This is a genomic window from Variovorax multivorans, assembly GCF_051216835.1.
Classification (GTDB): Bacteria; Pseudomonadota; Gammaproteobacteria; order Burkholderiales; family Burkholderiaceae_C; genus Variovorax.
In genome coordinates this window covers 591,107-613,513 of sequence record NZ_JBPJZL010000002.1, presented here as the reverse complement: position 1 = coordinate 613,513, position 22,407 = coordinate 591,107, and the positions used below count along the sequence as shown (strand labels likewise).

At 66.6% G+C, this 22,407-nt stretch carries 22 protein-coding genes and 1 tRNA gene; 17 read left to right on the top strand and 6 right to left on the bottom strand.

From position 1 onward, the window contains the following. The first annotated feature begins 2 nt into the window (after positions 1-2). From hisI to tatC, 7 genes are all read left to right on the top strand, one after another. Positions 3-392, top strand: coding sequence for a phosphoribosyl-AMP cyclohydrolase (gene hisI / locus ACSFCA_RS06470; protein WP_013539725.1), 390 nt, complete (start codon positions 3-5; stop codon positions 390-392). Beyond that, on the top strand, positions 389-799 hold the full coding sequence (locus ACSFCA_RS06465) for a phosphoribosyl-ATP diphosphatase (protein WP_435458994.1): 411 nt from the start codon (positions 389-391) through the stop codon (positions 797-799). The genes hisI and ACSFCA_RS06465 overlap by 4 nt, the downstream gene beginning before the upstream one ends. Next, complete coding sequence (locus ACSFCA_RS06460) at positions 796-1,164, top strand: DUF4870 family protein (RefSeq protein ID WP_176928690.1); 369 nt, start codon at positions 796-798, stop codon at positions 1,162-1,164. The genes ACSFCA_RS06465 and ACSFCA_RS06460 overlap by 4 nt, the downstream gene beginning before the upstream one ends. Positions 1,165-1,176: 12 nt before the next feature. Further along, on the top strand, positions 1,177-1,536 hold the full coding sequence (locus ACSFCA_RS06455; RefSeq protein ID WP_278881648.1) for a histidine triad nucleotide-binding protein: 360 nt from the start codon (positions 1,177-1,179) through the stop codon (positions 1,534-1,536). 65 nt (positions 1,537-1,601) lie between these two features. Next, on the top strand, positions 1,602-1,850 hold the full coding sequence (tatA, locus tag ACSFCA_RS06450) for a Sec-independent protein translocase subunit TatA (RefSeq protein WP_258350952.1): 249 nt from the start codon (positions 1,602-1,604) through the stop codon (positions 1,848-1,850). Positions 1,851-1,863: 13 nt separating this feature from the next. Then, a complete protein-coding gene (gene tatB, locus ACSFCA_RS06445; protein ID WP_435458993.1) occupies positions 1,864-2,322 on the top strand; it encodes a Sec-independent protein translocase protein TatB in 459 nt (152 codons plus the stop codon). Between the two features lie 67 nt (positions 2,323-2,389). After that, the gene (tatC, locus tag ACSFCA_RS06440; protein WP_093048652.1) at positions 2,390-3,199 is read left to right on the top strand and encodes a twin-arginine translocase subunit TatC; all 810 of its coding nucleotides are present in this window, start codon (positions 2,390-2,392) and stop codon (positions 3,197-3,199) included. 20 nt (positions 3,200-3,219) lie between these two features. Here the strand turns inward: tatC and ACSFCA_RS06435 are convergent, their stop codons facing one another. After that, the gene (locus tag ACSFCA_RS06435; RefSeq protein ID WP_093048655.1) at positions 3,220-4,383 is read right to left on the bottom strand and encodes a trypsin-like peptidase domain-containing protein; all 1,164 of its coding nucleotides are present in this window, start codon (positions 4,381-4,383) and stop codon (positions 3,220-3,222) included. Between the two features lie 296 nt (positions 4,384-4,679). On the opposite strand from ACSFCA_RS06435, the gene ACSFCA_RS06430 reads away from it, so the two are divergent. From ACSFCA_RS06430 to pdxA, 3 genes are read left to right on the top strand one after another with little or no spacing between them, the layout of a single operon-like run. Then, entirely contained in the window at positions 4,680-6,032 is a 1,353-nt protein-coding gene (locus ACSFCA_RS06430) for an MFS transporter (RefSeq protein WP_435458992.1), read from the top strand. Further along, positions 6,029-6,802 carry a Nif3-like dinuclear metal center hexameric protein gene (locus ACSFCA_RS06425; RefSeq protein WP_435458991.1) on the top strand — a complete coding sequence of 258 codons (774 nt, stop codon included), beginning with the start codon at positions 6,029-6,031 and terminating at the stop codon, positions 6,800-6,802. Before ACSFCA_RS06430 ends, ACSFCA_RS06425 begins: the two co-directional genes overlap by 4 nt. Then, complete coding sequence (gene pdxA, locus ACSFCA_RS06420) at positions 6,799-7,839, top strand: 4-hydroxythreonine-4-phosphate dehydrogenase PdxA (RefSeq protein WP_435458990.1); 1,041 nt, start codon at positions 6,799-6,801, stop codon at positions 7,837-7,839. Before ACSFCA_RS06425 ends, pdxA begins: the two co-directional genes overlap by 4 nt. On the opposite strand, the gene mscL is transcribed toward pdxA, so the two are convergent. Together mscL and ACSFCA_RS06410 are read right to left on the bottom strand one after the other, a co-directional pair. Next, the gene (gene mscL, locus ACSFCA_RS06415; protein ID WP_093048667.1) at positions 7,840-8,271 is read right to left on the bottom strand and encodes a large conductance mechanosensitive channel protein MscL; all 432 of its coding nucleotides are present in this window, start codon (positions 8,269-8,271) and stop codon (positions 7,840-7,842) included. It abuts the gene before it with no gap. 59 nt (positions 8,272-8,330) lie between these two features. Further along, entirely contained in the window at positions 8,331-10,820 is a 2,490-nt protein-coding gene (locus ACSFCA_RS06410; RefSeq protein WP_435458989.1) for a tetratricopeptide repeat protein, read from the bottom strand. Between the two features lie 531 nt (positions 10,821-11,351). On the opposite strand from ACSFCA_RS06410, the gene ACSFCA_RS06405 reads away from it, so the two are divergent. The 7 genes from ACSFCA_RS06405 to ACSFCA_RS06375 all read left to right on the top strand — a co-directional run bounded on the left by ACSFCA_RS06405 (position 11,352) and on the right by ACSFCA_RS06375 (position 16,638). Beyond that, positions 11,352-12,131: a response regulator transcription factor gene (locus ACSFCA_RS06405; RefSeq protein ID WP_435458988.1), complete on the top strand. Its 780-nt coding sequence runs from the start codon at positions 11,352-11,354 to the stop codon at positions 12,129-12,131. Positions 12,132-12,299: 168 nt separating this feature from the next. After that, entirely contained in the window at positions 12,300-12,917 is a 618-nt protein-coding gene (gene petA, locus ACSFCA_RS06400; protein ID WP_093048676.1) for a ubiquinol-cytochrome c reductase iron-sulfur subunit, read from the top strand. 14 nt (positions 12,918-12,931) lie between these two features. Then, positions 12,932-14,368 carry a cytochrome b gene (locus tag ACSFCA_RS06395; protein ID WP_093048679.1) on the top strand — a complete coding sequence of 479 codons (1,437 nt, stop codon included), beginning with the start codon at positions 12,932-12,934 and terminating at the stop codon, positions 14,366-14,368. A gap of 34 nt (positions 14,369-14,402) precedes the next feature. Beyond that, on the top strand, positions 14,403-15,176 hold the full coding sequence (locus tag ACSFCA_RS06390; RefSeq protein ID WP_093048682.1) for a cytochrome c1: 774 nt from the start codon (positions 14,403-14,405) through the stop codon (positions 15,174-15,176). A gap of 96 nt (positions 15,177-15,272) precedes the next feature. After that, on the top strand, positions 15,273-15,884 hold the full coding sequence (locus ACSFCA_RS06385; RefSeq protein WP_007835362.1) for a glutathione S-transferase N-terminal domain-containing protein: 612 nt from the start codon (positions 15,273-15,275) through the stop codon (positions 15,882-15,884). A 41-nt stretch (positions 15,885-15,925) separates the two neighbouring features. Beyond that, entirely contained in the window at positions 15,926-16,501 is a 576-nt protein-coding gene (locus ACSFCA_RS06380) for a ClpXP protease specificity-enhancing factor (RefSeq protein ID WP_435458987.1), read from the top strand. A gap of 61 nt (positions 16,502-16,562) precedes the next feature. Next, positions 16,563-16,638 (top strand) — tRNA-Thr (locus ACSFCA_RS06375). 41 nt (positions 16,639-16,679) lie between these two features. Here the strand turns inward: ACSFCA_RS06375 and ACSFCA_RS06370 are convergent. Genes ACSFCA_RS06370 through ACSFCA_RS06360 form a run of 3 tightly spaced genes read right to left on the bottom strand, consistent with a single transcriptional unit; the run spans position 16,680 to position 22,398 of the window. Next, entirely contained in the window at positions 16,680-18,836 is a 2,157-nt protein-coding gene (locus ACSFCA_RS06370) for an SWIM zinc finger family protein (protein WP_435458986.1), read from the bottom strand. After that, a complete protein-coding gene (locus tag ACSFCA_RS06365; protein ID WP_258350942.1) occupies positions 18,833-19,957 on the bottom strand; it encodes a VWA domain-containing protein in 1,125 nt (374 codons plus the stop codon). The genes ACSFCA_RS06370 and ACSFCA_RS06365 overlap by 4 nt, the downstream gene beginning before the upstream one ends. Continuing rightward, positions 19,954-22,398: a DUF5682 family protein gene (locus ACSFCA_RS06360; RefSeq protein ID WP_435458985.1), complete on the bottom strand. Its 2,445-nt coding sequence runs from the start codon at positions 22,396-22,398 to the stop codon at positions 19,954-19,956. Before ACSFCA_RS06360 ends, ACSFCA_RS06365 begins: the two co-directional genes overlap by 4 nt. Positions 22,399-22,407: the final 9 nt, after the last annotated feature.

Here is a 22,407-nt window from a genome sequence, read left to right as displayed (position 1 = left end):
CCATGAATTGGCTCGATGAAGTGAAGTGGGACGCGAACGGCCTGGTGCCGGTCATCGCGCAGGAACAGGGCAGCAACGACGTGCTGATGTTCGCCTGGATGAACCGCGAGGCGCTCGAAAAGACCGCCGAGCTGGGCCGCGCGGTGTATTTCAGCCGCTCGCGCAACAAGCTCTGGTTCAAGGGCGAGGAATCGGGCCACGTGCAGACCGTGCACGAGATCCGCCTCGACTGCGACAACGACGTGGTGCTGCTCAAGGTCACCCAGCTCGGCCACGAGCCCGGCATCGCCTGCCACACAGGGCGCCACAGCTGCTTCTTCAGCAAGTATGAAAAGGGCCAATGGACGGTGGTCGAACCCGTCTTGAAAGACCCGGAGTCGATCTACAAATGACGGCCACAGTGAACAGCAACAGCACCTCCGACGCCCTCGCACGCCTGGCCGCGGTCATCGAAAGCCGCCTGCCCGCGCGCGGCGGCGACCCCGAGAAGAGCTATGTCGCGCGCCTGCTGCACAAGGGCCCCGACGCCTTCCTCAAGAAAATCGGCGAGGAAGCCACCGAGGTCGTGATGGCCGCCAAGGACGCCGACCACGGCGGTGACCGCTCGAAAATAGTGAACGAAGTGGCAGACCTGTGGTTCCACACCATGGTGGCGCTGGCGCATTACGGTTTTTCCCCCTCCGACGTCACCGCGGAACTCGAGCGCCGGGAGGGCACCAGCGGCATCGAGGAAAAGGCGCTGCGCAAGGTGCAGCAACGCGGCATCGAAGAGCAGCAGAAAGGCCAGGGCTCCGAATGAACGAAATCACCGCGATCGACGACATCTCCGGCAAGACGCCCGAGCAGCTGGAAAGCCTGCGCCAGATCACGCTGGCGGTCTACATCCTCTACGCGCTTTCGTGGTTCACGGGCGGCCTCACGGGGATCGTGGGCATCGTGCTCAACTACCTCAAGCGCGAGGATACGGAGGGCACGCTCTATCAAAGCCACTTCACCTGGCAGATCCGTACCTTCTGGTGGGGCCTGGTCTGGTCCATCCTGGGGTTCATCACCATCTGGATCCTGATCGGCTTCCCCATCCTCTTCGTCACTGCCGTGTGGATGATCTACCGGCTGGTCAAGGGCTGGCTGAACTGGAGCGAACGCAAGCCCATGGCTGTCTAACGAACAACCTCCATGTCACACGATCCCAACTGCATCTTCTGCAAAATCATCGAGGGCAAGATTCCCTCGCGCAAGGTCTACGAAGACGAAGACCTGTTCGGCTTCCACGACATCGCGCCCTGGGCGCCGGTGCATTTCATGCTGGTGCCCAAGAAGCACATCGCCTCGATGGCCCAGCTGACGCCCGACGACGAGGCGCTGATGGGCAAGATCATGGTCCTGGCGCCCAAGCTGGCGCTGGAGCAGGGCTGCAGGCCCTATCCGGACGGCGGCTATCGGGTCGTGGTCAATACGGGCACCGAGGGTGGGCAGGAGGTTCACCATCTCCATGTCCATGTCATGGGTGGTCCCCGGCCGTGGCTTCGCGGCTGAGCGGCATTAAGCCAAACTGTCACATTCCGCCCGACTAAAATCGGACACATTCTTAGGAGTTCTCCATGGGTTCTTTTTCCATCTGGCACTGGCTGATCGTGCTGCTCGTAGTGGTCATGATCTTCGGCACCAAGAAGCTGCGGAACATGGGTTCGGATCTTGGCGGCGCCGTCAAGGGCTTCAAGGACGGCATGAAGGACGGCGGCTCGTCCGACGCTGCCGCCGCTTCGTCGGCCCCCGCCCAGCAAGTGACCGGCCAGCCGGCCAACAGCGACAAGCCGACGATCGACGTCGAAGCGCGTCAGAAGTCCTGAGCGCGGACCGCACGTGCTCGACCTCGGCATTGAGAAGCTGGCGCTGATCGGCGTCGTGGCGCTGATCGTCATCGGCCCGGAAAAGCTGCCGCGAGTGGCCCGCACCGTTGGCACCCTGCTCGGCAAGGCGCAGCGCTACGTGAACGACGTCAAGGCCGAAGTCAACCGCTCGATGGAGCTCGACGAGCTCCGCAAGATGAAGACTACCGTCGAGGATGCGGCGCGCGACGTCGAGCACAGCATCCACACGGGTGCGAGCGAATTCGAGAAGCAGTTCAGCGGTTCGGGCGAAACCCTCTCGGCGCTGGCCGAACCCGAGCCATCGCCGCCCGAATACAAGCACCCCCGCAAGAACTGGCGCCTGAAACAGGGCGCCACGCCACAGTGGTACAAGGCGCGCAACGGCGTGCGCACCAAGGCGCTGTCGGGTGCCGCGCGCGTCGCCCGCTTCCGTCCGCACAAGATCAACTAGCGGACCCCCCACCACCGCGTTCCTCGGGCGCCGCACGCCGGCCGACGTCACGCTATCTTCTTTTCCAATGGCCGATTCCGACAACAAGAACAAAGACAAAGAAGACGAGCTGGCGGGCACCGAACAGCCGTTCGTGGCGCACCTGGTCGAGCTTCGCGACCGCCTGCTCTACTGCGTCTACGGCCTCGTGGTCGCGGGCATCCTGCTGGCCATCTGGCCTGGCCCGGGCGGGCTGATCGACCTGATCGCGATGCCGATCAAGGCGCACATGCCGCACGACGCGAAGCTGATCGCCATCGGCGTGTTCTCGCCGTTCTTCGTGCCGCTCAAGGTGCTGATGATGGCGGCCGTGCTGCTGGCGCTGCCCTGGCTCATGTACCAGGCGTGGATGTTCATCGCGCCGGGGCTCTACAGCCATGAAAAGAAATTTGCGCTGCCGCTGATCTTCTTCGGCAGCCTGCTGGCCTATGCAGGCATCGCGTTCGTGCAGCTCTTCGTGCTGGACAAGATGTTCAGCTTCATCCAGCGCTTCGCACCATCTGCGGTGCAGGCAACGCCCGATATTTCCTCGTACGTCGAGGCGATCCTGTCGCTCTACATCGCCTTCGGCGTGGCCTTCCAGGTGCCCATCGTCGTGATGCTGCTGGTGCGCTTCGAGATGGTGACCATCGAGAAGCTGAAGTCCTTCCGTGGCTACTTCATCGTGGTCGCATTCGTCGTTGCCGCGGTGCTCACGCCGCCCGACGTGGTGTCGCAGCTGGCGCTGGCGGTGCCGATGTGCCTGCTGTACGAGGTGGGCATCATCGGTGCCAGGTACTTCGCCAGTTCCGGCAAGAAGTCCGAGGAAGAGGAAAGCGCTGATTCAGCGCAATCCTGATCGACCAACCCGACAGCTCGTTATTCGGGCTGACTCGGCGGTACCTGCCGGACCGGGCTCTTCGGGCGCAGACCCGGCGTCACATCCAGCTCCATCTTGTCGCTGCCGCGCTGCAGCGCGAACCGCGAGGTGCTGCCGGGCTTCAGGCCGGCCACCGCGGTCAGCAGCGCCTGCACGTTGTCCGTCTTCTTCTCGCCTACCGAGGTGATCACGTCACCCGGGCGAATGCCGGCCTTGGCGGCCGGGCCGTTCTGCAGCACGCCGGTGATGATCACGCCCGCGTCCGCCTTCACGCCGAAGGTTTCGGCGAGTTCGGGCGACAGGTCGCTTGGCTCCACGCCGATCCAGCCGCGGCGCACCTGGCCCTCCTTCACGATCCCTTCGAGCACGATCTTGGCCATCGACACCGGAATGGCGAAGCCGATGCCCATGCTGCCGCCCGAGCGCGAGTAGATCGCGGTGTTGATGCCCTGCAGGTTGCCGTTGACGTCGATCAGCGCGCCACCCGAGTTGCCGGGGTTGATGGCTGCGTCGGTCTGGATGAAGTTCTCGAAGTTGTTGATGCCGAGCTGGTTGCGGCCCAGCGCCGAGACGATGCCGCTGGTCACGGTCTGGCCCACGCCGAAGGGGTTGCCGATGGCCAGCACCTGGTCGCCCACCTGCAGCGCGTCGGAATCGCCCAGCACGATCACCGGCAGCTTGTCGAGCTCGATCTTCAGCACGGCCAGGTCGGTGTCGGGGTCGGTGCCGATCACCTTGCCGCGCGCATGGCGGCTGTCGTTCAGCGTCACTTCGATCTCGTCGGCGCCCTCGACCACGTGGTTGTTGGTGAGGATGTAGCCGTCGGGGCTCACGATCACGCCGCTGCCCAGGCCCACCTGGGGCTGGTCGTCCTGGTCGCCGAAGAAGAAGCGGAACCACGGGTCGTTGCTGCGCGGATGGCGCTGCGCGGCCTTGCTGGTGTTGATGCTCACCACCGCCGGGGAGGCCTTCTTGGCCGGCACGCTCAGGCTGCCGGGCGTTGTCACGCCCGGGTTGCCGGCCGGCGCCTCGACGATCGACACCACGCCGCCCAGCGAGGTCGCGCGCTTGTTGATCCACTCGGGCTTGAGCGTCGCGACGACGAAGTAGGCCGCGAGCAGGACGGTCACGGCTTGGGCGAAGAGCAGCCAGGTGCGTTTCATGAAAGATTGGTGAAAAAGACGTTGGAAGGCCGCAGTGCAACGCAGCAATGTTGTCAATTGTCCCTCAACCGCCTGGTGCAGAAACCGCTCGCAGAGGTCGAGATTAAGACTTCCTGTGTACGTAAAGCCGGGTTAACACCTAGCATCGCAGGTCGGTCCCATCCGGCCCGTGTTTTTTCAGGCCTCCCGCGCTGCCCACCCGGTGGAAGCGGCCAGGCATTTCGCCAGCGCGCCATTTTTCCGTTTTCTCACCCGGTCTCACGGGCTGGCGCGCGATCACGATCTCCCTGCCAGCCATGACTTCAGAAGCAACCTTCCCGGACGGCGCGCAGCCGGCGCCGGCACGCACGCTCGACTCGAGCGACTACAAGACCCTCGGCCTGTCCGCCCTCGGCGGCACGCTGGAGTTCTACGACTTCGTCATCTACGTGTTCTTCGCCACCGTGCTGGGGGCGCTGTTCTTCCCGGTCGACATGCCCGACTGGCTGCGGCAGCTGCAGACCTTCGGCATCTTTGCGGCCGGCTACCTCGCGCGCCCGGTGGGCGGCATCGTCATCGCGCATTTCGGCGACATCTTCGGCCGCAAGCGCATGTTCACGCTGTCGATCTTCCTGATGGCTGCGCCCACGCTGGTGATCGGCCTGCTGCCGACCTACGCGAGCATCGGCGTCGCGGCACCCCTGCTGCTGCTGGCGATGCGCGTGCTGCAGGGCGCGGCCATCGGCGGCGAGATGCCCGGCGCCTGGGTGTTCGTGGGCGAGCACGTGCCGGCAAAGCGCTACGGCTTCGGCATCGGCATGCTGACCTCGGGCATCACCGGCGGCATCCTGCTGGGCTCGCTGATTGCGGTGGCCATCAACCGCCACTATTCGCCCGAGCAGGTGAGCGACTTCGCCTGGCGCATTCCCTTCATTTTGGGCGGCGTGTTCGGGCTGGTGTCGGTGTACCTGCGCCGCTTCCTGCACGAGACGCCGGTCTTCAAGGAACTGGCCGGCCGCCGCAGCGTGGCGCGCGAGATGCCGCTGCGCACCGTGCTGCGCGAGCACCGCATGGCTTGCGTGTACGTCGCGCTGCTGACCTGGGTGCTGTCGGCCGCCATCGTGGTCGTGGTGCTGTACACGCCCACGTATCTGCAGAAGGTGCACCACATTCCCGCTGCGCTGGCGCTCGAAGCCAACGCGCTAGCCACGCTCACCCTGACCATTGGCTGCATGCTGGCCGGCTGGGCCAGCGACCGCATCGGCACGCGCATCGTGATGCTTGTCGGCTGGGGCGGCCTGTTCGTTACGGCCTACCTGTTCTACAGCGGGCTGCCCGGCACGCCGGCCACGCTGTTCTGGCATTACGGGCTGGTGGGCTTGTTCGTGGGCACCATCGCCACCGTACCGATCGCAGGTGTGCGCGCCTTCCCGGCACCGGTGCGCTTCATCGGGCTTTCGTTCGCCTACAACATGTCTTACGCGGTCTTCGGCGGGCTGACGCCGGTGATCCTCACGCTCTGGCTGCAGCGTGACACGATGGCGCCGGCGCACTACGTCGCGGTGCTGGCCGGGCTGGGCTTCCTGCTGGCGTTCCTGCCCCTGGCCGCGCGCGGCCATGCCATGCGGGATGGCGCGGCCCCCGCGGGCGGCGCGACAATGGCGCGATGAGCACCACCCGCCACGAACTGCTCCACGCATTCGACCTGCTGCTGGCCCCCGGGCGCTTCAAGGATTACGGACCCAACGGCCTGCAGGTCGAAGGACGTACCGTGGTCCGCAAGATCGTCTCGGGCGTGACCGCCAGCCGCGCGCTGATCGAGGCCGCGATCCAGGCCGAGGCCGATGCCATCTTTGTTCACCACGGCCTGTTCTGGCGCGGTCAGGACGGCTGCGTCACTGGCTGGATGAAGCAGCGCCTTGGCCTGCTGCTGGGCGACGACGTCAACCTGTTCGCCTACCACCTGCCGCTCGATGCGCACCCCGAGCTCGGCAACAATGCGCAGCTCGGCCTGAAGCTGGGGCTCGTGGCCCATGCCGGTTCGGCGGGGCGCTTCGGCGAGCAGGAACTGGGCTTTCTCGGCACCACGGAAAACGGCGAGAGCTTTGCCAACGCCAAGGCGCTCGCCACGCATGTCGAAAGTGTGCTGAAAAGGCCGGTCACGCTCGTCGATACGGCGCATCGTGCTATTAAAAACATAGCTTGGTGCACGGGCGGCGCGCAGGGCTACTTCGAGGCTGCCATCGCGGCCGGCGCCGATGCCTTCATCACCGGCGAAATCTCGGAACCCCAGGCCCACTACGCGCGCGAGATGGGCGTGGCCTTCCTGGCCTGCGGGCACCACGCCACCGAACGCTACGGCGCGCCGGCTGTGGCCGGGCATGTGGCGGCGCAGCTCGGGCTGAAGCACGAGTTCATCGACATCGACAACCCGGCATGAGCGGTGCCATTGCCATCACCTTGGGGGATCCCGCGGGCATCGGCCCCGAGATCATCGCCAAGGCGTTTCGCGATGCGTCTGACGCCACGCGCGGTGCCTTCGTCGCTGGCGACGTGAGCACGATGCGCCAGGCCTCGCAGGCTCTGGCCGGACCGGGACAGCTGGCCTGGCCGGTGCTCGAGATCGAATCCGTCGCCGAAGCCGCGACCGTGCCGCCGGGCTGCATTCCTGTGCTGCAAGTGATCGCGCCACCTTCGCACATCGAGACGGGCCGCATCAGCGCCGAAGCCGGCCGTGTTGCGGGCGAGTGCGTGATCTGGGCCGCACGGGCCGCACTGCGCGGCGAGATCGGTGCCATCGTGACCGCGCCGCTGCACAAGGAAGCGCTGTCGGCCGCCGGCTTCCCGTACCCCGGCCACACCGAGTTGCTCCAGGCAGAGGCGGCCGCGCACCTGGGCCGCACCGTGGCCGACGTGCCGGTGCGCATGATGCTGGCCAACGACGAGCTGCGCACCGTGCTCGTCAGCATCCACATGTCGCTGCGCAATGCCATCGAGGCCGTGCGCTTCGAGGGCGTGCTCGAAACCCTGCGCATCACGCACCGCGCGCTGACGCATGCGCTGGGCCGCGCGCCGCGCATCGGCGTGGCGGGCCTCAACCCGCATGCGGGCGAGGGCGGTCTGTTCGGTTCGGAAGAGCGCGAGATCATCGCGCCGGCCATCGAGGCTGCGCGCGCCGAAGGCATCGACGCCAGCGGGCCCTATGCGCCCGACACGGTCTTCATGCGCGCACGCGCCAAGCACGGCGTGCCCTCCAGCGGCGAGTTCGACGTGGTGGTTGCGATGTACCACGACCAGGGCCTGATCCCGGTCAAGTACCTGGGTGTGGAGAAGGGCGTGAACGTGACGCTGGGCTTGCCGCTGGTGCGCACCAGCCCCGATCACGGCACCGCGTTCGACATCGCGGGAACGGGGCTGGCCGATGCGTCGAGCCTCGTCGAGGCGCTGCGCATGGCCCGGGTGCTGAAGGGCGCTTGATCAGGGGCGCTTGAGGCTGTCGCGGATCTCGCGCAGCAGCACCACGTCTTCGGGTGTCTCGGGGGCCGCGGCCGGTGCCGGCTCTTCGTTGCGCTTCAGGCGGTTGATCTGCTTGACCATGATGAAGATGATGAAGGCCAGGATCACGAAGTTGACAGCGATGGTGATGAAGTTGCCATACGCCAGCACCGGAACGCCGGCTTTCTTCAGGTCTGCCAGCGTGTTCGCCACGCCGGCGGGCGCTGTGCCCAGCACCACATAGAGGTTGGAGAAATCGAGCTTGCCGAACACCACGCCGACCAGCGGCATGATGATGTCGGCCACGAGCGAGTCGACGATCTTGCCGAACGCTGCACCGATGATCACGCCGACCGCGAGGTCGATGACATTGCCCTTGACGGCAAATTCCTTGAATTCACTGAGGATGCTCATGATTCAAAAGGCTGCTGGAGCTCTGCTGTTGAAGGAAAGTCGAGTATGCCCGCGATTGCTCACTTCTCCAGCGAGCGTGGTGCAACATCGACGTGCGCGGCCGGCAACCCTTCACGACTGCGCGCGGTAATTTGCCTGAAGCCGTCCTCGAGATGGCGCACGAAGCGCGGCGTGTCGAAGTAGCCGCGGCGCGCGTCCTTGGCCGCCGCGAGCCGTGCGCGCAGCGCCGCCAGCTCCTCCGGATGCGTGGCGTAGTGGGTGGCGTTCTGCACGTACTCGTCGTGGTTCGTGGCCACCAGCTCCGGCAGCCCGATGGCGCCGAGCAGACTGCCCGCCATGCGCGACACCATCGTCGTGCCCGTGAGCGCCAGCAGAGGCACGCCCGACCAGAGCACGTCGTTCGCTGTGGCGCCGCTGCTGTAGGGGAAGGTGTCGATGAACAGGTCGGCCAGGCCGATGCGCGCCAGATGCTGGTCGACCGGCATGCGCGGCGACACGATCAGGCGCTCGGCCGGCAGGCCCGCTTTGTCCCATTGCGCGCGCAGGTTGCGCTCGAAGCCGTGCGGGCCCTGTGCCAGCCACAGCACCGAGTTCGGAATGCCCTGCACGATGCGCACCCACGCCTCGAAGGTCTCGGGCTGGATCTTGAACGACTGCGAGAAGTTGCAAAGCACGAAGGCGTCTTCGGGCAGGCCGTGCTCGGCGCGCGTGGCCTTGTGCGGATTGACGGACCGCTTCGTGTCGATCACCTGGAAGGTCTCGGGCAGGCGCAGCAGCTTCTCGGTGTAGCAGTCTTCCGTGCCCGGCGGCGAGAGGAAGTTGTCGGACACCAGGTAGTCGTAGTTCGGCGTGCCGCTGGTGCCCATGTAGCCCAGCCACATGAGCTGCGCCGGCGCTGCGTGATAGGCCATGACCTGCGGCTTGGCGCCGCGCGTGTCGCCCGAGAGGTCGATCAGGATGTCGATCTCGTCCTCGCGGATGCGCTCGGCCATCTGCTGGATCGACTGGCCGTGCATGTCGACGAAGTGCTCGGCCGACGCGGCGATGCGCGCGCGCGCTGGGTGCCCGTCGTCGGGGCCGTAGGAGTAGACGAACACTTCGAACGCATTGCGGTCGTGCAGGCTGAACAGCTCGGCCGTCAGGTGCGCCACGGGGTGGTTGCGGAAGTCGAAAGAGTAGTAGCCCACGCGGATGCGCGGCGACGTGCGGCGCGTGAGCGCATCGCTGAAGGGCCTGATGCCCGTGCTCCGGCCGGCCAGCGTGGCGGAGCGCTGGGTCCAGTTCATCAGCCGGCGCGCATCGTCGTAGTTCGACATCAGGATGAACGACGACACGGTCTGGTCGTTGTTCGGGTTGTCCAGCAGCGCCGCGATCCTGGCGCGCAGTTCGGGCACGCCGTTCCAGTCGGCGATGTGCGCCTTTTCGCCCAGCATCCACACCATGGCCGGCATGAAGTCGGGGTCGTCGCGCAGGCACTGCTCGAACTCCGCGATGGCCGCCTCCGACTGGCCGGCCATCACATAGGTCACGCCCAGGTTGCAGCGTGCGAGCACCTGGCGTGGATGCACTTCGAGTGCCTTCTTGAGCACTTCGATGGCAGTGTCGAAATGGCCGAGCCGGAAGTTCACCGTGCCCAAGTTGTTCAGCAGCAGCTCGTGCTCGGGCAGGCTTTCCAGCGCTAGCTTGTAGAGCTCAGCCGATTCTGCAAAACGCATCGACACGCCCTCGAGCGCGCCGCACACGCCGTAGAGCGCGGCCACGCCTTCGGGGTCGGACAGCGCCTTGTGGCGCTCCTCGGGCGGCCAGTTGCGCATGGCGCGCTGCATGGGCGCGATTGCCTCCTCGGTGCGGCCGCAACTCTGCAGCGCCCTTGAGAGCATGAAGGCGGCCTCGCAATCCTGCGGGTCGGCCGCGGCCCGCTCGTACGAGTCGAGCGCGGCGGCCCAGTCTTTCTGGTGCGCGCGGATCTTACCGATGTTCTTGTGCGCGGCTGCATAGCCCGGGTCGAGCGCGAGCGCCTGGCGGAACTGCGCGATCGCTTCGTCGAAGCGGTCCTGCTCCATGTCGATTGCGCCGGCGTTGTTCCATGCTGCGGGCGCCTGCGGTGCGAGCCGCGTGGCTTCGGCCGCGGCCTCGCGGGCCTGGCGGAACTTCTTCTGCTGGCGGTACACCGCCGACAGGTTCACGTAGGCCTCGGGGTAGTTCGGCAGCGCCTTGATCGCGCGGCGAAGGTCTTGCTGCGCTTCGGCCGGCAGGCCCATGTGCATGAAGATCGTCGCGCGGGTGTTGAAGTAGAAGTGGTGCGGCGACCGCGCGATTGCGCGGTTCACGTAGTTCAGCGCCAGCTTCGGCCGTCCTTGCCGGTACAGCGCTTCGCCCGTCAGGTGCAGCGCGTCGGCATGCTCCGGAAAGCGCGACAGCAGGGCTTCGTAGACCTGGATGGCTTCGGCGAAACGGCCCACCCGGTGCAGCACCAGTCCCTGTTCCAGAAGGCTGCCGGCATCTGCTGCCGATGTGGAGGGTGCGGGGGCGAGAGAAGGTGAGTTCATGAAGCCGTGTGATGGACGGATCAGGAGGTCGGCCGCTGGAGGAAACGCCGGCCTTCATGCAAGTGAAAAAGGCCGATAACCCAGTATAGGGGCCGGCCTTGCCGCTGCTGTGTCCGCAAAGCCAACGCCCATACGGCTTTGCAGACATCGCGCAAATCGCGTGGTGACGTTCCGATACGCGTTCCGGAGCGCGTTTCGTGTGGCGCGGTGCTACGTAACACACGCAGTAACCCGCACGTAACAACGGCGGAAAAACGGTCTTTTCAAGGCCTCCTCAAGCCCTCGTTTTTCAGGTCGTTCGAGGCAATTTCTTCAATGAAATCAAAGTACTACACGCGCTGGCGCGCCATGCGCCCCGGTGTTCCTTCGCGTGGGCATCGTTCCTGCGGTATCTGAAACGAAAGTCAACATTTCGTCACTACCTGCGGGTAGCTACAGAGCCAGAGGACGCCGCGTGATCAATTTTTTCTTGGGCATTGAAAACACATGCAGCGCGGGCGAAGTCCGTTGCGTGCCGGCAGGAGAACGGTCATGGAAATGAACATGCAATACGCCGCCGTCGCGCGGCATGTGCCATCGGCCGCGCAGTTGTATGGCGGCGTTTTTCACGCAGCGTTGATCGTCGCGGACGATTCCATCGCCGCCGACCGCATGCGGCGCATCCTCGCCGAACTCGCACCGCATCGCCGCGTGGTGATCGCGTCGGGCCGGGCCGAGGCGCTCAACCTGCTGGCGGCATTGCCCTATGACCTCGTGCTGGTCGACATGCGGCTGCCGGGCAACGACGGCGCCGCGCTGCTTCAGCATGTGCGCCAGGCCTATCCGCGCATCGAGAGCATCGGCATGTCGGCAACCGACGACCAGGAACTCGTGAACGCGGCAATCGCTGCCGGCGCCATCGGCTACCTGCTGACTGAAGCCGACGACGCCGAACTCGCCTATCTGCTGCGCTCCATCGAGCGCGGCGGCTCGCCGATGGATTCGCGCATCGCGCGGCGCATCCTCGGCTCGATTGCCGCCTACGCGAAGGCGCGCACCATCGAGCCCATCCGCGTTCAGGCCCCGGTGCCGTCGTCGTCGTCGTCGGAGCAGGCTTCTTCCGCCAGGCTGCCGCAGGGCCTGCTGTCGCCACGGGAACTCAAGGTGCTGCGCCTCATCGCACAGGGCTGGAGCAACCGGCAGATCGCGGATGCGGTCTATCTGTCGGTCAACACCATCGAGTTTCATGCGAAGAGCATCTATCGCAAACTTTCCGTCAAGTCGCGGACCCAGGCGGTCCACGAGGCGATGCAGCACGGCCTTCTGAACTGAAGTCCCCGCGGCGACAGCCCTTGTCGCCCCCGGCGGGCGCCCCGCGAATGCGGCGCGCCTTGCCGTCGTTCGCCGGCCACGCGCATGGCGGCCATTGAATATCCCTTGAGCGCCCCGCTACAATCGCGGGTTGACTCCTGCTCCAGCGAAGAAGACAAGAGGATCCCCATGAGTGACATGACCTCCGGCTCGCCCCGGATCGACACCAGCAAGCGGACGTGGTTGATTGCATCCAGTTGCGCCGGCGTGGTGGGCGGCGTGGCAACCGCCGTTCCCTTTGTGAGCACTTTCCAGCCTTCCGAGAAGGCCAAGGCCGCGGGCGCCGCGGTCGAGGTCGATATTTCGGGCCTCAAGGTCGGCGAGAAAATCACCGTCGAATGGCGCGGCAAGCCGGTCTGGATCCTCAAGCGCACCCCCGCGCAGATCGCCGAACTTCCCAAGCTGGACGGCCAGTTGGCCGACCCCCTCTCCAAGCGTCACCCCGACGAATTCACCCCCAAGTACGCGCAGAACGAGCACCGCTCGATCAAGCCCGACGTGCTGGTCGTGGTCGGCATCTGCACCCACCTGGGCTGCTCGCCGACCGACCGCTTCCAGGCCGGTCCGCAGCCTTCGCTGCCGAACGACTGGGAAGGCGGCTTCCTCTGCCCCTGCCACGGTTCCACTTTCGACCTGGCCGGCCGAGTCTTCAAGAACAAGCCCGCGCCCGACAACCTGCCGGTGCCGCCGCACATGTACCTGTCGGACACCAAGCTCCTGATCGGTGAAGACTCCAAGAAGGCCTGAGGCGGAAGAAGAACATGGCTGAATTCCACGAGATTTCCCCCAACGCTCCTGCCAGCGAGAAGCTGCTGAACTGGGTCGACAACCGCTTCCCGCTCAGCAAGCTCTGGAACGACCAGTGGGGCAAGTACTACGCGCCGAAGAACTTCAACTTCTGGTACATCTTCGGCTCGCTGGCCATGCTGGTCCTGGTGATCCAGATCGTCACCGGCATCTTCCTCGTCATGCACTACAAGCCCGACGCGAACCAGGCGTTCGCATCGGTCGAGTACATCATGCGCGACGTGCCGTGGGGCTGGCTCATCCGCTACATCCACTCGACGGGCGCCTCGGCGTTCTTCATCGTGGTGTACCTGCACATGTTCCGCGGCCTCATGTACGGCAGCTACCGCAAGCCGCGCGAGCTGATCTGGGTGTTCGGCTGCGCGATCTTCCTGTGCCTGATGGCCGAAGCCTTCATGGGCTACCTGCTGCCCTGGGGCCAGATGTCCTACTGGGGCGCCCAGGTGATCGTGAACCTGTTTGCCGCCATTCCCTTCGTCGGCCCTGACCTGGCCCTGCTGATCCGCGGCGACTACGTGGTGAGCGACGCCACGCTGAACCGCTTCTTCAGCTTCCACGTGATCGCCGTGCCGCTGGTGCTGCTCGGCCTGGTGGTGGCCCACCTGATCGCACTGCACGAAGTGGGTTCGAACAACCCCGACGGCATCGAGATCAAGGCCAAGCGCGGCCCCGACGGCCATCCGCTGGACGGCATTCCGTCGCATCCGTACTACACGGTGCACGACATCTTCGGCGTAGTGGTGTTCCTCACGATCTTCTCGGCGGTGATCTTCTTCGCCCCTGAAGCCGGCGGGTACTTCCTCGAATACAACAACTTCATTCCGGCCGATTCGCTGAAGACGCCGAACCACATCGCGCCGGTCTGGTACTTCACGCCCTTCTATTCGATGCTGCGTGCGACCACCGACGACATGGTCAACGTGTTCGCGCTCATCGTTGCCGCGGCCGCCATCTGGAACCTCGTCAAGGGCAAGTCGGGCATGGGCCTGAAGATTGCCGGCGTCGTTGTGGCGGCTGTCGTGATCTTCCTGCTCAAGAACTTCGACGCCAAGTTCTGGGGCGTGGTCATCATGGGCGGCTCGGTCATCATCCTGTTCTTCCTGCCGTGGCTCGACCACAGCGAAGTCAAGTCGATCCGCTACCGTCCAGGCTGGCACAAGTACGTGTACGGCGTGTTCGTGTTCTTCTTCCTGATCCTGGGCTACCTGGGCATCCAGGCGCCCGGCGTCTGGGGCAACCTGGTCATCGGCTCTTTCGCCCTCGACATCGCGCAGACCATTTCGCAGATCGGCACGCTCTTCTACTTCGGCTTTTTCCTGCTGATGCCGTGGTGGAGCCGCAAGGGCGAGTTCAAGACCGTGCCCGAGCGCGTGGTCTTCGCCGCTCATTGAGAACCAGAAGCGCAAGAGAGCTGAGAGAAACACGATGAAGAAAAGCATTTCCGGCTGGCTCGCGGTCCTGGGTCTCGCACTGGGCCTGACCTTTTCCGCGGCGGCATCGGCCGAGTCCGAAGGCATCGCGTGGGACAAGGCGCCCAACAAGACGACCGACGTGGCTGCCTTGCAGAACGGCGCGAAGTTGTTCGTCAACTACTGCCTGAACTGCCACTCGGCGGCCTTCATGCGCTACAACCGCCTGCAGGACATCGGCATCACCGAGCAGCAGATCAAGGACAACCTTCTGTTCGCGACCGACAAGGTCGGCGAAACCATGAAGGCCAACATCGATGCGCGCCAGGCCAAGGAATGGTTCGGCACCACGCCGCCCGACCTGACGCTGGTCGCCCGCTCGCGCGCCGGCCACGGCGGCACCGGCGCCGACTACCTCTACACGTACCTTCGCACCTATTACCGCGACGACACCAAGGCCACCGGCTGGAACAACCTCGTGTTCCCGAGCGTCGCCATGCCGAACCCCCTGTGGGAACTGCAAGGCGAACGCCGCCCGGTCTACACCAAGGTCGAACAGCACGGCCACGAAACCGAAGTGTTCAAGGGCTGGGAGCAAGTCACTCCCGGCACCCTGACGCCCGTGCAGTACGACAATGCGGTCGGCGACCTGGTGAGTTACCTGCAATGGATGGCCGAACCGGCACAGAACACCCGCATCCGCATCGGCGTGTGGGTGCTGCTGTTCCTGGCCATGTCGGTGGTATTCGTGTGGCGACTGAACGCCTCGTACTGGAAAGACGTCAAGTAGTTCCGTCCACGCCGACCGGATACCCTCGGGCATCCGGTCCCACAGAGTGGGTTGCCAACGCGACCCACTCTTTTTGATTTTTAGGAGTCTCTCGCCATGATGGTCTTGTATTCAGGAACGACCTGCCCCTTTTCCCACCGCTGCCGCTTCGTGTTGTTCGAAAAGGGCATGGACTTCGAGATCCGCGACGTCGATCTCTACAACAAGCCCGAAGACATCAGCGTGATGAACCCGTACGGCCAGGTGCCGATCCTGGTCGAGCGCGACCTGATCCTGTACGAGTCGAACATCATCAACGAGTACATCGACGAGCGCTTCCCGCATCCCCAGCTGATGCCCGGCGACCCGGTCGACCGCGCCCGCGTGCGCCTGTTCCTGCTCAACTTCGAGAAGGAACTCTTCGTGCACGTCTCGACGCTCGAGAACCGCACCACCAAGGGCAACGAGAAGGCGCTGGAAAAGGCCCGCTCGCACATCCGCGACCGTCTCACGCAGCTGGCACCCGTGTTCCTCAAGAACAAATACATGCTGGGCGACAACTTCTCGATGCTCGACGTGGCCATCGCGCCGCTGCTGTGGCGCCTCGACTACTACGGCATCGACCTCAGCAAGAACGCGGCACCGCTCCTGAAGTACGCCGAGCGCATCTTCTCGCGCCCGGCCTACATCGAAGCACTCACGCCTTCTGAAAAGGTCATGCGAAAGTAAGTAAGCTTCGTGCCTGCTTCCATCGCTTCCCGCAGTTTTTCATGATCAACGCGCTCGAGTCGTCCTCCACCCGCCCGTACCTCATCCGGGCGCTGTACGAATGGTGCACCGACAACGGGTTCACGCCCTATGTCGCGGTGCAGGTCGACGACACCGTGCAGGTGCCGCGCGAGTACGTGAAGAACGGCGAGATCGTGCTCAACATCAGCTTCGACGCGACCAGCTCGCTCAAGCTCGGCAACGACTTCATCGAGTTCAAGGCCCGTTTTGCGGGTACGGCGCGTGAAATCAGCGTGCCGGTTGGGCGCGTGATTGCCATCTACGCACGCGAAAACGGACAGGGCATGGCGTTCCCCGCGCCGGCACCGTCGGTTCCCTCGGAGCACGATGGCAGCGATGGCCCGGTTTCCATGCCTTCGCCCCAGGGTCCGGCCCGCATGCCCTTGCGTGACGCCTCGCGCGGCACCGAAGGCGATGCCGGCAAGATCGTTCACCTGGTGACGGGCGAGGACGGCGACGAAACGGTCGATGCGGGCTCGCCCGCTGATCCGGTCGACGAGCCGCCGCGCCCGCCGGCCGGTGGCGGCACCAGGCCCTCGCTCAAGCGCGTCAAGTAGCGGCAGGAGCGAGCAGCCGGCCATGCCGGCTGGCGCTACTAGAATCACGCACTGGAATTTCGCCGCTTTAGCTCAATTGGTAGAGCACCCGCCTTGTAAGCGGAAGGTCGTCAGTTCGATTCCGACAAGCGGCACCAAGCAAAAAACCCCTGAGTCCTGAACCGGCTCAGGGGTTTTTTCATGCCGAGGCCGATTGCGCCACGCCCTGCATCAGCAAGCCCAGCATTGCCAGCTGCGCCACCAGCGCCGGCCTTTGCGCCGACCGCAAGTTTTCGAGCACGGCCTCCAGCAGCGTTGCGCCTCGCCCCAGCCCGGCCTGTTTCAGCCGCAGCACCTGCGCTTGCGCCTTCGACATTGCGCCACCGCCCTGATGGCGCAAGCCTTGGCGCAGCCACAGCGCCAGCAGTTCCAGCGTGTCGCCGGCCAGCGCGTTCAACGCGGGCACATCTTCGGCGTCGCTTTCCAGATCCAGTGGCTTCGGCGCGACCGCTTCGACCTGCAGCACCACCGCGCGTTGCGCCGTCAGCAGGCTCAGAGGCTGCATGACTGCCTGGCTGCCCTGCAGATGCACAGTGCCCGCCACGGCACGCAGCGCGCCGTATTCGCCGGCGAGCGTGCGTGCCAGCGCATCGACGGCACCGGGCGTGGCCGCGCGATGCGGCAACGCCAGGTGCAGCCATGCGTCTTCGGCCTTGGCTTCGTTCGCCTCGTCCGCCGCCGCCTGTCCAAGCCGCGCATGCAGCACCTGCGCCGCCGCATCCCAGTGACAAGACGCCACATCCATGCGTTCGAACGCCACCACATGCAGCTGCCCTGAGGCACCAGCCGATGCGCCACTCGCCGCCTGCCGCGGCCGGACGAAATCGGGCTGCGCTTCTTTCAGATGCGCCACCAGCCCCGCCACGCTGTCCTGCCGCAGCGGCGCGACCAGGTCGTCCCACGACTTCGGCGACAGCGGCAGTACGCCGGTCTGCCGCGCGCCTGCCGTGATGTCGACCAGCCCGTTGGCGCGCCGCGTCGCGGTCTTGGTGATGACCTGTCCGCTTGCCAGCTGCCGCAGCGGAAAGCCCGCGACACGCCGGTTCAGCAGGTTGGGTGCCGCGCCGCCGGCTGCGGCGTCGGCCTCGCGCGACCACTGGCGTTCCAGTACGGTCACGTTCTGCGTGTCGGGGTCGGCAAAGAGAATGTTCGCGCCTTCGGCCGCCTCGTCGGACCAGAGCTCCGCGCCGAGCGACACCAGCCGCAGATGGTCGAGTGCGACCTCGCCCTTCACGCCGATGCCTAGGATCTGGCTGGCCGGCAGCGCTGGCCGTGCGGAGCCATCCTGCGGCCGCCCGGCATGCGCCGCCGCCTGCAGCCGCGCCCACAGCTCGGTCAGCACGCGCACCAGCCGCAGCGGCTCGAATCGGCTGCTGCGCGCCTGCTGGGCCTGCAGCAGTTGCCAGAGCTCGTCGAGCGCGTCGTCGATCCAGTTCCAGCCCAGCGCGCGCGTCTGGCTGCGCACGGCCTCGAAGCGGGCCGCCAGCGCCATCAGCGGCTGGCTGGAACCGTCGAGCCAGAGCGACAGCAGCAGGGCGTCGATCTGCGTGCGCAGGGCTAGCGCGGCTTCGCCTTGCATTGCTGCGGGCTGCGGTGTGGGGTCCGCAGCATCCATGCCCGCCGATGCGGACGGCTGCACCTCGACCATCACCTCCGCCGAGCCGGGCGCCAGCGAGCCGGCCTGCCGGAAGGCCCACACCGCGATCACCACGTGCGCGCAGCCGCTGCCCTGCTTGCAATCGCAGCGCGCATGAACCAGCGAGCTGCGCGAGAAGAAGCGCACGCTGCACATCGGCAGCCGCGCCACGGGCGGCGCGCTGGCGCTGCGCCAGGCCTGCACGCCGACCACCGGGCGCGCGGCGGCGAGCTTGTTCGCCTGTTCGAGCACGGAGGGCGCGAGGCTCGCGGCCAGCGCAGCATCGTCGAACTGGGCGGGGCTCCATGCGCCGTCCGGCTCCGCTGAAACCTCGTCGGCCGCTGCCGGCGCATCGGCTTTTTCCGACGCAGCTTGTGCCTGGTAAGCCAGCACCAGCATCACCCGATGCCGGCACATGCCGCTGGCCGGACAACTGCACTGCGCATCGCGCAGCGTGCGCCCCGGCGGCAGGCTGGTGCGCACGCCGTCATCGAACTGCGCCTGCACTACGCCGTCGGCGCCGGTCTCCAACTTCGGCAGCAGGCCGGCGGCTACGTCTTTCTGCGCGCGCTTGACGAAGCCCGCGTTGGCCAGCGCCGTCAGCGCCTCGGGCGTCAGCTCGAGCAGGTCGGCACGCCATGTTGTCGTGGAGCCGCTCATCCCTGCACCTTCTCGGCCAGCCAGCCGGCGAGCTGGCCCGGCGTCATCGCGCCGATCTGCGCACCTTCGCGCACCAGCCGCGCTGCCATCTCGCGGTCGTAGTTGGGCTCGGCCTTCGAGTCGAGCGCAGCCAGCCCCAGCACCTTCGCGCCGGACTCGACCAGCGCCTTCACGCGGCGCACCAGTTCATGCTCGCTGCCGCCTTCGTAGAAATCGCTCACCAGCACCACGATGCTCTTGCGCGGATTGGCGACGAGCGACTGCGCATAGGCCACAGCCTTGGCGATGTCGGTGCCCCCGCCCAGCTGCACCTTCATCAGCAACTCGACCGGGTCCGACACGTCGGCGGTCAGGTCGACCACCGCGGTGTCGAAGGCCACGAGCCGCGTGCGCATGCCGGGCAGCTGCCACAGGCAGGCGGCCATCACCGCGCTGTGGATCACCGAGTCGACCATCGAGCCGCTCTGGTCGATCAGCAAGATGATGTCCCAAGGCTCGGCATGCCGCTTGGTGCGGCTGATGAACACCGGCCGTTCCACGTAGAGCTTGCGGCGCTGCGGGTCGTAGCGGTGAAGGTTGGCCGCCAGCGTCTGCTTGAAGTCGAAGTTGCGCGCCACCTTCATGCGCGAGCGGCGGCGCCGGTCGCGGCTGCCGCTGAAGGCCTGGCGCACTTCGGTGGCGAGCTTTTCCATGATGCGCCGCACCACCTCGGCCACCAGCTTGCGCGCGGCCGCCAGCACCTGCGGGTTCATCAAGTGCTTGGTGTGCAGCACCGCGCGCAGCAGCGATTCCGAAGGCTCGATGCGCTCCAGCACTTCGAGGTTCGTCACAACCTCGTCGATGCCGTAGCGCTCGACCGCGTCCTGCTCCAGCCGCTCGATCACTTCCTTCGGAAAGAGCGTGTGGATGGCGTTGATCCAGTCCGGCGTGGTCAGCGCCGACGGGCCCAGGCCCGCGCTGCGTTCGCCACGGGTCGCGCGGTCGCCGTCGCGGCCGTAGAGCCAGTCGAGCGCGGCATCGGCGGCCTGCGCCTCGGCGCTCAGGCTGCCGCAGGCCGATTCGGCCGGGTCGCCCAGCAACAGGCGCCAGCGCTGAAGCGGATCGGGAATGTCGAGGCTCATGGGTGGGGCCTTCCTTGCGCGTCTTCCAGTGTCACGCCCCAGGCTGCGAGGCGCGCGAGCACGGCGTCTTCCACGCGGCGTGCTTCGGCCAGCTGCTCGGGCGCAGCCTCGCCGGTGCGATGGGCCGTGAGCGCGCGGCGCGACAGGTGCGTGGCATCGTGCAGCGCCAGCACCTGGTCGGCCAGCAGCCCGCGCTCCTGCGGCGGCAGCCAGGCGAAGGCGGCGCGCAGGCTGGGCATGGCGCGCACGAAGTCGGCGTTGTCCAATGCCTGCACGGTGCGGTCCATGCCGGCGACGAAAGCGGGTTCGGACGACAGCGTTTCGCGCGCCAGCGCCAGCAGCCCGGTGAGCGCGTCGCCGAGCACCGGCGCGGGCAGCGAGTGCAGCAGCTGCATGGCTTCGCTCACACCGTGATCGCTGTGCGTTTGGGCATCGGTAATCCGGCCAGCGAGGCTCAGCGTTGCGCCCAGCGCCGCACCGCGGCTCACGGGCGCTGCGCTGGTGTCGGCGGCCTTGCGCTGCCACACGGCGAGCGCGCGGGCTGGCTCCACATCGAGCAGCGACGGTGCGTGCGCATCGTGCGCGTTGTCCTGCGCATGGGCCAGCACGTCGGCCACGATCCGGCGCAGCGCGAGGTGGCCTTCGAGGTGCGCCTGCATGTCTGCCGGTGTGATGGCGGCGGGCGGCTCCAGCAGCCACAGCGCACGGTCGAAGCCCGATTCGATCACCACGCGCAGCACCGGCGCATCGGCCATGCCCAGCATCTGGCCGTGGCGCAGCAGCGTGTGCAGCACCGACAGCGCAGGGCCCAGCGCCTCGAAGCGCGGCTCGCTGGCAATTGCGCCGCGCAACTCACGCAGCAGCGCATCGCTGAGCGCCGACAGTCCTGCCCACGCGGCCTGGTTGAGTCCGTCGGCCAGCGGGCCGATGCGGCCGTGGGCCTGGCGCAGATCGTCTTCGAGCCGGGCGCGCGCCGCATCGTGCAGGCTCGCGCCCCAGGCGCCGGCCTCGATCAACGCGGCCTGCTGCTCCAGCGGCTCGCTCAGCGACCAGAGTTCGGTGCGTTCGCCCGACATCGCGAGCTTCGGCCCCTGCGTGCGGCGCACGCCGGGCAGCCGCAGGATCGACAGCCGGTGCAACACGCGGCTCTTCGCGCGGTCGGTTTCGAGCAGCAGGTCGAGCTTGAGTTGGCCGCGCAGCACGATGCCATGCGCCGCGAGCTCGGCCTGCACGGCGGCCACCAGCGGCGGCTGCGGCGTGCCGGGCGCGAGGCGGCCGACGGTGTCGCCGGCCAGCACGTCCATGGCCTGCACCAGCACGGGGTCGGTGCCGGGGCGGATCGCGCCGCGATAAGTCCAGGGCAGGGGCGCATCGAGCGCGTCTTTCACCAGCGCGCCGGCCAGCGCGTCGAGCCAGTCGGAGCGCAGCGGCTTCTCGTGCCCGCGCAGCCGCGCGAGCCCTTGTGCGCGCAGGTGCACGGCCATCAGGTCGGCGGTGGAAGCGGGCAGTTTCTTTTCGCGCAGGCGCTGCATCACGTGTTGCAGCGCGCGGTGTGCGGCGCCTTCGGGGCCATGGTCCCAGACCCACTGGTAGTAGGCCGGGGAGGGCATGCCCGATGCGTAGCCCGCGAAGGCGTCGAGGCGCTTGAAGGTGTAGGGCACGAGGTAGGAGCCGAAGCGCAGCGTGGCCTCGGGGTCGGGCGTCCCCGGCGCTTCTTCATCGTCGGAGGATTCGAGCGAGGGCTGCGGCGTGGCGGGCAGTTCAGTCGGCACGCTTTGCCACAGCCGCGCCAACGCGGGCGCGTGATAGCCGCCGCACACCACCAGTGCCTGCGCCCGGCCCGGTTCGCCCGGCTGCGCCATCGCCCAGGCGATCCAGCGCGCCATCATCTGCTCGCGTGCCTGGTTGCCTTGCGAGCCGCGGTCTTCGCCGCGCAGGTGGTCGAAATAGGTCGAGAGGCGCTGCGCCAGCTCAGCCGCATCGCAGCCGTCCTCGAACAGGTGGTCCCACAGCGCATCGCGGCCCTGCACCGAGAGCTTTTCGGTCAGCGCGCGCTCGTAGGCTTCGGCGCGCTCCTCGTGCTCGTGGTCTGCCACGTCGGCGTAGCGGTTCTCCATGCGCGAGAAGGCGTCGTGCCAGGCCGGCAGGTCGATGAAGCGCACGGTGGCGCCGACCTCGCGCGCCACCTGCAGCGCCTGCCACTCGGGCGAATGTTCGGCAAAGGGCGACCACGAACCGCGGTGCGTCTGGTCGCCCGAGAGATAGCTGTAGATCGCCACCGGCAACTGGTGCGGCAGGTACAGCTCGTCGAGGCGTTCGTTGAAATCGGCCGGGCCTTCGATCAGCACGTACGCCGGGCGCAGCGTGCGAATGCGCTCGGCCACCAGCCGCGCGCAGGCCGGGCTGTGATGGCGCACGCCAACGATATGGGGTTGCTGCATCGGCGCGTG

Coding starts and splice junctions, on each gene's coding strand:
- mscL (WP_093048667.1), bottom strand. CDS start 8,271: ATGAGCATCCTCAGTGAATTCAAGGAATTTGCCGTCAAGGGCAATGTC.
- ACSFCA_RS06390 (WP_093048682.1), top strand. CDS start 14,403: ATGAAGAAAAGCATTTCCGGCTGGCTCGCGGTCCTGGGTCTCGCACTG.
- hisI (WP_013539725.1), top strand. CDS start 3: ATGAATTGGCTCGATGAAGTGAAGTGGGACGCGAACGGCCTGGTGCCG.
- ACSFCA_RS06430 (WP_435458992.1), top strand. CDS start 4,680: ATGACTTCAGAAGCAACCTTCCCGGACGGCGCGCAGCCGGCGCCGGCA.
- ACSFCA_RS06410 (WP_435458989.1), bottom strand. CDS start 10,820: ATGAACTCACCTTCTCTCGCCCCCGCACCCTCCACATCGGCAGCAGAT.
- pdxA (WP_435458990.1), top strand. CDS start 6,799: ATGAGCGGTGCCATTGCCATCACCTTGGGGGATCCCGCGGGCATCGGC.
- ACSFCA_RS06465 (WP_435458994.1), top strand. CDS start 389: ATGACGGCCACAGTGAACAGCAACAGCACCTCCGACGCCCTCGCACGC.
- ACSFCA_RS06425 (WP_435458991.1), top strand. CDS start 6,029: ATGAGCACCACCCGCCACGAACTGCTCCACGCATTCGACCTGCTGCTG.
- ACSFCA_RS06395 (WP_093048679.1), top strand. CDS start 12,932: ATGGCTGAATTCCACGAGATTTCCCCCAACGCTCCTGCCAGCGAGAAG.
- ACSFCA_RS06405 (WP_435458988.1), top strand. CDS start 11,352: ATGGAAATGAACATGCAATACGCCGCCGTCGCGCGGCATGTGCCATCG.
- ACSFCA_RS06380 (WP_435458987.1), top strand. CDS start 15,926: ATGATCAACGCGCTCGAGTCGTCCTCCACCCGCCCGTACCTCATCCGG.
- petA (WP_093048676.1), top strand. CDS start 12,300: ATGAGTGACATGACCTCCGGCTCGCCCCGGATCGACACCAGCAAGCGG.
- ACSFCA_RS06370 (WP_435458986.1), bottom strand. CDS start 18,836: ATGAGCGGCTCCACGACAACATGGCGTGCCGACCTGCTCGAGCTGACG.
- ACSFCA_RS06365 (WP_258350942.1), bottom strand. CDS start 19,957: ATGAGCCTCGACATTCCCGATCCGCTTCAGCGCTGGCGCCTGTTGCTG.
- ACSFCA_RS06460 (WP_176928690.1), top strand. CDS start 796: ATGAACGAAATCACCGCGATCGACGACATCTCCGGCAAGACGCCCGAG.
- ACSFCA_RS06455 (WP_278881648.1), top strand. CDS start 1,177: ATGTCACACGATCCCAACTGCATCTTCTGCAAAATCATCGAGGGCAAG.
- ACSFCA_RS06360 (WP_435458985.1), bottom strand. CDS start 22,398: ATGCAGCAACCCCATATCGTTGGCGTGCGCCATCACAGCCCGGCCTGC.
- tatA (WP_258350952.1), top strand. CDS start 1,602: ATGGGTTCTTTTTCCATCTGGCACTGGCTGATCGTGCTGCTCGTAGTG.
- tatC (WP_093048652.1), top strand. CDS start 2,390: ATGGCCGATTCCGACAACAAGAACAAAGACAAAGAAGACGAGCTGGCG.
- ACSFCA_RS06435 (WP_093048655.1), bottom strand. CDS start 4,383: ATGAAACGCACCTGGCTGCTCTTCGCCCAAGCCGTGACCGTCCTGCTC.
- ACSFCA_RS06385 (WP_007835362.1), top strand. CDS start 15,273: ATGATGGTCTTGTATTCAGGAACGACCTGCCCCTTTTCCCACCGCTGC.